Annotated in this window: 6 protein-coding genes; 3 read left to right on the top strand and 3 right to left on the bottom strand. The window is 45.5% G+C overall.

The features are described 5' to 3' along the window. Positions 1 to 744 (top strand): cadherin-like domain-containing protein (locus G493_RS33780; protein WP_028582764.1); only part of this gene is annotated, 744 nt, incomplete at its 5' end. Positions 745 to 910: 166 nt separating this feature from the next. On the opposite strand, the gene G493_RS0126460 is transcribed toward G493_RS33780, so the two are convergent. After that, positions 911 to 2080 carry a glycosyltransferase family 4 protein gene (locus G493_RS0126460; RefSeq protein ID WP_028582763.1) on the bottom strand — a complete coding sequence of 390 codons (1170 nt, stop codon included), beginning with the start codon at positions 2078 to 2080 and terminating at the stop codon, positions 911 to 913. Positions 2081 to 2476: 396 nt separating this feature from the next. Between G493_RS0126460 and G493_RS0126450 the strand changes: the two genes are divergently transcribed. Further along, complete coding sequence (locus tag G493_RS0126450; RefSeq protein ID WP_028582762.1) at positions 2477 to 5056, top strand: hypothetical protein; 2580 nt, start codon at positions 2477 to 2479, stop codon at positions 5054 to 5056. Positions 5057 to 5137: 81 nt separating this feature from the next. After that, positions 5138 to 6139, top strand: coding sequence for a glycosyltransferase family 2 protein (locus G493_RS0126445; protein ID WP_028582761.1), 1002 nt, complete (start codon positions 5138 to 5140; stop codon positions 6137 to 6139). Here the strand turns inward: G493_RS0126445 and G493_RS0126440 are convergent. Beyond that, positions 6121 to 6849 (bottom strand): FkbM family methyltransferase, encoded by a 729-nt coding sequence (locus G493_RS0126440; RefSeq protein WP_028582760.1) that lies wholly within the window; start codon positions 6847 to 6849, stop codon positions 6121 to 6123. The genes G493_RS0126445 and G493_RS0126440 overlap by 19 nt on opposite strands. Next, positions 6846 to 9578 (bottom strand): glycosyltransferase family 117 protein, encoded by a 2733-nt coding sequence (locus tag G493_RS0126435; RefSeq protein WP_028582759.1) that lies wholly within the window; start codon positions 9576 to 9578, stop codon positions 6846 to 6848. The genes G493_RS0126440 and G493_RS0126435 overlap by 4 nt, the downstream gene beginning before the upstream one ends. Positions 9579 to 9583 lie beyond the last annotated feature (5 nt).

Genomic DNA, 9583 nt, shown 5'->3' with positions numbered 1-9583 from the left:
ACGACATCCGACAGTTTTACGTTTAAGGTAGCCGATGGTGTTCCCAATGAGTTGACAGGTCAAACCTTCAGTATCACGGTGACGGCTGTGGATGACGATATACCGACCATCAGTGTGAATAATGGACTCAATGTGGAAAATGGTGGGACAGCTGCCATAACTACGAGTGCACTGGCTGCCAATGATACTGATAGCGATAATGCAAGCTTGACCTTTACTGTGACAGCTTCTCCTGGCCATGGCCAGCTGGAGAATACTGATAGCCCCAGTGTTTCTATCAGTAGTTTTAGTCAACAGAATCTGAGTGATGGCAAAGTCCGGTATGTGCATGATGGCAGTGCCAGCACTTCAGACAATTTTACGTTTAAAGTCGCTGATGGCGGGGCAAACGAACTCACTGGCCAACTCTTCAATATCACAATCTCCGCCCAGACCTATACCGTAACCTACCTGGGGAACGGGAGTACATCCGGCACCCCTCCTACAGATGCGAGCCTGTATCATCAGGGGGAGACTGTCTATGTGTTGAACCTGGGTTCGCTGGTAAAAGAGGGGTATATCTTTAATGCCTGGAACACGGCTGCCAATGGCAGCGGATCAGCGTATTCAGCTGGCAACAGCGTGCTGATGGGCACAGAAAATATCGTTTTTTACGCGCAGTGGACAGAAAAAAAAGATTTTCCCTGGCACCTGTTTGTTGAACCGATTCTGTTTAAGGAAAGGGAGGGCACCCGGCAGGATTAGCCCGCATTTCTCATGATTTTTTTGAGTTACTATTTGATGTTTTCAAATAGTAGCAGTTGTTAAACATGCTTAAAAGCAGAGCCATACCCAGGAAAATTCAAAATATACTTGTGAGAAATCCTGGTAGGTGCAGCTCATCCCTGCCAGTGAGGCGAAACAGTATCTGTCAAAGATGTCTGTAGACGTGACAGAGCTGTTCGGTGACTCTTTTCCAGGAGAAGTTTTCCTGGACGTGGCGTTGTCCTTGTTTCACCATTGTAGCCTTGAAGGCTGCATCAGAGAAATACCTGTCAACGGCTTTGGCGATCGCTGCGGGTCGATTTGGATCAACCAGCAAACCGGTTTGCTCGTGAATAACCACATCCGGTATACCGCCTATATTACTCCCAATCAATGCGCACCCGTTAACCACTGCCTCGATGAGGACAACTCCAAGCCCCTCTGTTTCTCCATTTGCGTCAAAGATTGAGGGTAAAACAAATATTGAGCCTTTGTCGTAGATTTTTTTCAGTTCAGCGCTGGAGATATTTCCACTCAGATGTACATGCTGCGCCATTTCTAAATCACTGATAAGCTGTTGTAATGTCTTGAGTTGGCCGCCGCCGCCAACTATGGTTAATCTGGCTTGCGGCCATTTTTCGACAATTTCTGGCATGGCCCTTATCAGATAAGGAAATCCTTTACGTTCAATAAGCCGACCGACACTGATAATATGATAGGGTTCTTTTGATACCGATTGAGTTGTTTGGCGTACTGTTGTGCCATATGGTATGATTTTCGAAGCCCTGTTTTCAATTTCTCCCATGATGGAATCCGTGTACCTGGAATTGCTAATAATTTCATCTGCATGCTTGATGAAAAATCTTTGGAAATACCGGACAAACGGATATCTTTTTATGAGAATCAAGGTGGTGCCATGATAGTTTAATACTATCTTGGCAGGATGGAAAATTTGAGCAAAAAAGGCCAGGATCGCATGGGGAAAAGGCCAATGGACATGCAGTATGTCAAATTTTTCCCGGCGATTGAATGCTGCCAGTTGTATTGATCCGCAGATGATGTAGGGGATTGCCAGAAGACGGTACCAGCGGCTTTGAATTTTATGCGCAGCACCATCTTCATGTGTGAGGCTTTCATACCGTGAGAAAAAATAGCGAAACCTTTTGACAGGTATGCCGTCAATTTCATGATCCTGTAGGCCTTTAAAAGCAGCCGCAAAAACAATCACCTCAATATCTTTTTCTTCATTGACGAGATTGACAGCCTGCCTTAGCCAGGGCACTTCACTGTTCTGGTGATTGAGGGGATACGATGATGTTACCAGGCAAATTTTCATGTGATAGGGTTACCTCGTAGAGACGGCGTTTTCTTTTATGAAGAGGGACTCTTGTCAAGCGTTTGTGCTCACCTGAATCAAATCTGTAAAAGGTTGGGAAAAGTGTCGCGCATAGTATTCCTAGTTTACGCTATTCTCAAGGTCTATTTGTACTACAGTGAACTCCCTGGAGAATTCTCATGAAAAGTGTTGCACGTACCTATCAACGGTTTACAGAGGTTATTGCACTGGTGCGGTTCACAAACAGGGAGAGGCTTTCTTCTTGTTGGGGGGGCTGATCATGGGAAACACGATGCATAAAACCGTTTCCTCCCGGCTATGGTGAGCATACAACTCTTCAAGGTGCTATTCAGACCACCGGACTTTATACGCTATTTATATACCCGAGCTTACTCTATGAAAATGCAAAAAAAAGACTGGCTTCAATTTATTGTTTTCAGTTTAGGAGTCATTGGAAGCGTTGTAGTTCTTTTTCGGGAGTTTCTTTTTGATCAGGACACCCTGCTCGGTTCCGTCATGTCGGATCAGCTCAATGGGCTCGGTTCCAGGTTTATCCGTGATACCATCGTATTGCCCCAATGGGATGGGTCTCATTTAGGCGGACTCCCGACACTGGATGCAATGTTTGGCGATGCATATCATCCCCTCGTTTTCCTGCAGCTCATAATGGACCCCGCTAGAGCTGTTGGCATAAAGTTTATTGTGTGCATTATCCTTGCGTATTTTGCAGGGGCTATTCTGTTCAGTTATATAAGCGGCAAGTGGAAAACCGGAGCCTTCCTTGGTGTTCTCTATGCCTTTAGTCCGGTGTTTTTCAGTCTGATTTATGCAGGGCATGATGGGAAAATGATGGTGTTTTCCGTGATGCCTCTCGTTCTCTATGGCCTCATGAAGCTGATTAAAGAAGGGAAAATATGGGGTTCGTGTATTGTAACCATTGGCCTGACCTGGATGCTCCTTTCGTCACATCTGCAGCTTGTCTATTTTGTATTGTGGGGGCTTCTTATGTATTCACTTTATCTTACCTGTGTCCAGCAGCGTCATCGCCTCCTGTTGAAAGTTCGCATCTTTCGTCAGGTGATTTTAGGCGTTGCAGTGGCTGCAGCCTTACTGCTTGCTGCAGTTCAAATACTCCCTCCCTATATATATACTACCTCACAGTCCGTTCGCAGCAGTGAGCAAAAGACAACATTCGGCCATGCTGTGAGTTGGTCTCTGCATCAGGAAGAAGTTGCAGCCATGTTGATGCCACAGTTTTTAGGCACCATAAACACAACGCCGGGAAGCACGCATCCGGTCTCTGAATACTGGGGACACAACAGTCTGAAAATTAATTCTGATTCACCCGGAATGCTGTTGATTCTACTCGCCTTTCTTTCTTTATCCAGGCGTTTTGATCGTGGTGAAAAGTTATTCTGGCTGGCAGGTGCGACATGTGTTCTGATATATGCCGTGGGTGCTCATACGCCACTATTTCAGGTGTTTTTTACCGCAGTCCCGGGAGTAAAAAATTTCCGGGCTCCGGCAATGATTGCTCTCTGGATGCCATGTATTGCGGGTATTTTGGCAGCCCTCCTTTTTAAGGAAGAAAAAAAGAGCACATGTTGCCTGTCATCGACCGAGATTTTTCCTGTCTTGATGAGTTTCGTCGGTGTTCTGTTATTATTGACTTTCAGTCGTTACTGGTGGCCCTTATCGAGTCATCTGGCCAGTTGCGTGGTGCTTGTTTTCGCCCTTGTTTCCAATGTGTTTCTCGTGCGGCAATATGCTTCACCCGTTTTGCGTGGTGCAAGTGGGCTTTCGGGTATGGGGAGAATCATTCATTTTCCCTGGCATCATCTGATAGTGGTGAATCTGTTTTTTATGTTTTTACTGTTTGTAATATATTCCGGTAGTGACGTCGTTACTAACAGGGAAACAGGCAGCTATTTTCGGCCTTTGCAAAAAGAAGTGATGCAGCAGACAGTCGCAGCTGTGTGGTATTCTTTTGTCGTCGGATGTTGCTGTGTTGGGGCTGTCTGGTTCTTTTTTCAGCATAAATATTCGCCATTGCTTCGATATGTCGCACTCCTGGCTGTTGGCTTGCTGGATACATTGTCTGTCAATGTTCGATATATAGAGGTCGTGCCGCGTAGAGATTTTATTGCGGAAAAGCAGCCGTTTATTCAAATTTTACAGGCAGAGCATGCAAAAGATCCTTTAAACGATTACCGAACACTCTCCGCAGGGCCTCTCCCCCGTATTTTTAACAATAATACCATGGCTGTATATGGATTACGCAGTGCTGCCGGCTTTCATGACAATGAACTGCAGAGTTACCGGCAGTTTCGCCGAGGAGGAGGGCGTGATAGTTTTCTGGGTCCGGTAATGGAAAGGCAGGATATTACGGCCAGCGCCTTTTTGAATATCATGAATGTTAAATATCTCTTTCTTCCTCATCCTGAGCATCAAGTACAGCTTCTGAAGAACAGGGCTGCCTTTGCCCGTACAACACTGTATTATCAGTATGATATCGTCCCTGATGTGCAACTGTTAGAGCAGTTGTACACGGGGCGTTATCCCTATCGACAGGTTATTCCATTTTCTGAACAGCCTGCTTTTGATAGAGAAATACCCAGGCATACCGTATCCTTTCCGGAAACGTCCGGTGGTTCTTCCCGTATAACAAGTTTATTGTCTCAAGATTCGTATCACATTGAAACCAATGCTGTACGACCAGGGGTGTTGCTATTTAGTGAAAATTATCATCCCTACTGGAAGGCCAAGGTCAATGGAGAAGATAAGCCGGTATGGAGAGCTTTTACAACACTGATCGCGGTGGAGGTGCCTGAGGGAAAAAGCAGTGTAGAGCTTTCCTACCGATCAGAAGCAGTTGCCTGGGCTAAAGGGTGCATTTTTTTTGGAGGGATACTGTTTTTCAGCCTCTGTGTGTTGCAGTTGAAAGAAAAAAACGCAGGGAAAAAAACGATATCCTAAGTTGGGATTGCGGTAACTGCTTTCTGTTACGTAGTAATGCCGTGCTTGTTTTTACCCTGAGATTGCAGAGAAAAGAGACTCATGGATGGAACTGTCATAGATTTTGGCATTATAAATTATAATGGGGGGAGAAAGCTCATAGAGTGTGTTTCGTCTATTCTTGGAATGCAGGGAATAGATGTAAATATATTTGTCTATGACAATGCCTCAACAGATTCTTCTTTGGAAATGTTGAGCAAGCACAATTTTCCTGTAACTGTCATAGCATCACAGCGCAATAGCGGTTATGCGTATGGATGCAATCAACTGTTACAAGTGATGGACAGAGCAGAAATTGTTGTACTCTGTAACATGGATGTGGTGTTTGATGCGCGATGGGGTGAAGAAATTCTCAAAGCGTTCACCCAATTTCCCCAATACAAATCTTTAGCGTCTTTAGTCTTGCATTCATCGGATCCTGGGCTCATTAATTCCTGCGGAGTAGGCCTGTATAAAGATTTATATGCAAAAAATCTGGAAAAAGCAGAATCTGTCCCCAAAGCGTACCAGGAAGTATTTGGTTGCTATGGAGCAGTCATGTGCCTGAAAAAAGAGGTTATTGATACTGTTGGAAATTTTGATGCAGACTATTTTCTTTTTTACGAAGAAACAGATTTCTACTGGAGAATGAACCTGCATGGTTTTACAACGCTGCTGTGTCCTCAGGCTCTGGTGTATCATTACCGGTCTCTGTCAACAGTGCGATATTCCCCACGTAAGTTGTATTATGCAGAGAGAAACCGGATATGGACATGCTTTAAAATTCTTCCCTTGTGGTATCTTGTGGTTGTATATCCCTTAGCCGTATATCGATTGTACGCAATGGCTCGGGGCGGACTTCCTGCCAGAGCAGGAGACGGTACCAGGGTAAGGAAGTCAACCCTTGCACTGACAGTTTGTAAGGCATGGGCAGATGCCCATTGCAAGGTGCTGCGGGAAATGGGCAAAAGACGGCTTCTTTGGAGGAAACTTCCCTGTTCCCCCAGACAGACTTTGAAAATTTTAGCCAGATATCAAGTGCCGGTTCAATCCCTCAATCCCTGACTTTCGCTGTGAGAAACTGGCCTTTGGGGAGTTATGAGAATATGATCGCCGTGGATATGCTGAACGTGAAAACGTTTTGGTATTGAGGGCACATATCCGTTGTGCAGTTCCACTATCAGCGAGATATCGTGATCCGTTAGCCATTGCAGAAAGTCTGTATTTTCCAGAAATGCCTGTTCACCACCTTCAATATCCATTTTGATGAGATGCGGAACGGCGAATGCTTCTGCTGCTTCTTTGTAGGTGATCGATTCTACTGTATTTTTCAAGTGAGTTGAAGGGCACATCACATTCGTGCAACTGGCATCATGCACGCATGAAAAGAATGCTTTTTCCGGGGTTAATGGTCTTGCAACGGCTTGCAAGTTCCGGCAATGGTGATTTTTTTTGCTTTTATTCAAATGGGTTATGGCGTGATTTGAAGGGTCAAATGCAACTACCGTATTGCCAGCGCGTGCAGCAAGAATGCTGAATAATCCGAAGTTTGAGCCAACATCCCAGACGACTCCCCATTTTTGAGTCATTAGTGTTTTGATGTGCGGTTCCCAGTCAAAGGGAGAGATGATAAAACTGATGTGATCGTTGGTGTTGAGAACGTATTGCAGACCATAGAGCTTTCGTTTTACTTCAAACCGGGGAGCAATGGCGTGGTAAACGTTCATTGTCATTTGAAAGGCTTCCCGTATCGCCATGAGTACTATTTTTTTCAAGGCTGAGACCTCGTCTCTGCCGGGGTGAGGTGTTGTTTTTCAATGTTGCTGAAAAAGCTATTATCCTTATCAAGGTGTAGCGCCTGTTCAACGTTCAGTCTGGCAGCATCTTCTGTTCCGTTTTCTGTCAGAAATCCATGGTAAGCCTGCCGAAATATAAAGTTGGCTGGCCATAGGCTGATGCCGCGCTCAAACAGTTGGTTGATCTCAAACAATCCTGTATCAATGAAGCGCTGCAGTCTGTCAATTTCCTGCTCTATTATTGTGGGATCTTTGAAAGTCTGTCGACTTAATATGAGTTGGTACTGCGTAATAGCTTTCCGGGCATTTTTGATTCGACTGTCATATGCTTCGGCATAGAATATATAGGGTGCCGCCATATTCATTGCCAATCTTCGGTCAGTTTCGCTGAACATGATGGAGGTATTATCTTTGTTGCGATATTGATAGACACTTGAAAAGAGGTATTTTGTACGTTCCATATTGATATGAATTCTGGAGGTATCTTTTATTGGCCTGTCATGTAACCTGTATACCATTCCCTCAATTTCAAGGTATTTCCATATACCGGCAAAATACTCAAAATGGACGTTGATGGGGAAATACACAGGACGGCTAAAATTGTTGGTATCGATAATATCAAGCAGCAGCTGCTCCTCTATGGAGAAGAAGTGTTTCTCTTTTTTGTCTGGAAGTTGTACTGCCAGCTTACTGTGGGGTAATTCTATTTCTGTTTTTTCTGCCAGCATGTTGCGCAGAGGAGATAAGCCTGCCTCAACTTCCTGAAGAGCAATGCTCATAGGAAGTGGTGGTTTCTTTTGCAACCAGTGTTTCAAATACCATTTTCTCGGCAGCAGAGCGGTGCTGACAACACTGACATCCTTTCTGATACCTTCAACCTCCTGCATAAACCAGAAAAAGAATATATCATCGCCATCTGTAAACAAAATGCCATCATTGTCACACGACATAAGGGTATTGTAGGCATTGTCATAGGTGAGCCAGTTATCAGATCGGTTATTTTCTCCGTAGTTATGGAGAAGTGGGATAAGTGGGGCAGCCAGAAATAGGTAGGAACAGAGTAAACCAGCGCGCTGCAGACGAGCGTTTGCAGAACGAGCCAGGGAGTACAGTATTCCCGCAATGGCAAGGCCAATCCATATTCCCATGCAGACAAATGCCGCTGTAAAGTAATAGTCTCGAGTCCGAACCTCCCTGGAAATGATGGCATGGGATTGGGTAATGTCATCTTTTTCCTGTGGTTTGGCCAGTTCCGGATTCACTCTGTATTCTTCTGGCTGAGAAGAACGTGTCTGAGTGCCATCTGAAAAATTGAGATACAACACCATGCCAAAACTGGACAGCAGGTACAGTGAAACCAGAAGGAGGGTAGCCTTTGCATCTTTTTTTATCCAGAAATAGATGCCATAGAGCATCAGCATTGTTGGAAGAAGGTAGATGCATATGGCGATGAATTGCCTGGGCAGCGGGCCACCCAGTAGCGTATTTTTTTCTTGTGAGCTGCGATCCTGTGCTATGGTTTTGCCGAAATGGAAAAGCTGGGTGAGTTGAAATCCCATATATCCTATGCGATCATCGAATCCAAATTGGCTCTGAAGCGTTCCTCTTCGGTGGAGCATCCGTGTCAGCATGGAGTCCGGAATATATTCTGAACGATCCAGATAACGGCGAAAGGCTGTGGCGTCAATGCGTCCCTGCTCCAGCCTGATATCCGTATGACCGTGGTCCAGTGGAGGATGCAGGTGAGAGCGAAGTGGAATGGTAAAAAAAACAGAGAAACCGAGAAAAGCCGCCAGGCTGAGGAAAAACAGCAACCGCCATTGCGTTTTCCCGGATGACCTGTTTCTTGAGAAAAATGTCTCGACAATGACCATGCACAGCAGGGCGATATAAGGTGTCAGAGACATCAGCTCGTATTCCCTGCCTCGCAGCAGGATGACGCACGCCATGCTTATGCAGGCCCAGTTCAAGGGGAGGGCCAGAGGTCGGCTGGTAAAAGCAAACACCGCGCAGATGATGAGCAGGAGCGGGGAAATAAAGATGAACGTGCTGGTAGCAAAAGCAATGGAACAGAAAATATAAAAACTTAACCAGAAACAGGTGTCCTGTCTCTTTGTTTTATCTGCTGCGATGATATACAGAAACAGCGGCGGCAGGGCTAAAACGGAAAAAAAGTGAAAACCTATTCCCAAAAAGGAGGTGTAGATCGCACAAATCAGGAAACGATCTCTGCCTTCTTCCGTTGGGGTCTGGTTCCATTTCAGGACAAGATAAAAACTGGTAACCAGCATCAGCATTGAAGGCGCGTATGCTGATGCTTCCACTGCTGAAAACCAGAATGTATAATTCAGGACGGCAAACAATGCCCCTGTCATTCCTGCTGTGATGATAGTCAGTTGTTGCCATAAACGCCTGGGCGTACCGATGAGGTTGGCAACAATGGTGGTAATAATCGTATAGACAACACTGGCTGTAAGTGCCCCGGCGCAGACGGAGAGCATATTCACCCGTGCAGCAATCTGGTCCATGGCAACCGGTAGTATGGTGAAAATACGCCCCAATAGCACATACAGCGGATTGCCGGGGGGGTGATTAATGCCCAGTGTGTAAGCGGCGGTGATATACTCTCCACAATCCCAGAAAGAAACCGTGGGTGCCATGGTGGAAAAGAAGATGAGAAAGGCCATCCCGCCTACAATTAACGGCATCAGCC

The sequence above is a fragment of the Desulfogranum japonicum DSM 18378 genome (assembly GCF_000429945.1).
GTDB classification, from domain to species: domain Bacteria; phylum Desulfobacterota; class Desulfobulbia; order Desulfobulbales; family Desulfobulbaceae; genus Desulfogranum; species Desulfogranum japonicum.
This window is presented reverse-complemented; position numbering and strand designations above follow the sequence as displayed.

What these genes read in the sequence shown, in the direction of transcription:
- G493_RS0126460 (WP_028582763.1), bottom strand. Translation starts at nt 2,080, where the DNA reads ATGAAAATTTGCCTGGTAACATCATCGTATCCCCTCAATCACCAGAAC.
- G493_RS0126450 (WP_028582762.1), top strand. Translation starts at nt 2,477, where the DNA reads ATGAAAATGCAAAAAAAAGACTGGCTTCAATTTATTGTTTTCAGTTTA.
- G493_RS0126445 (WP_028582761.1), top strand. Translation starts at nt 5,138, where the DNA reads ATGGATGGAACTGTCATAGATTTTGGCATTATAAATTATAATGGGGGG.
- G493_RS0126435 (WP_028582759.1), bottom strand. Translation starts at nt 9,578, where the DNA reads ATGCCGTTAATTGTAGGCGGGATGGCCTTTCTCATCTTCTTTTCCACC.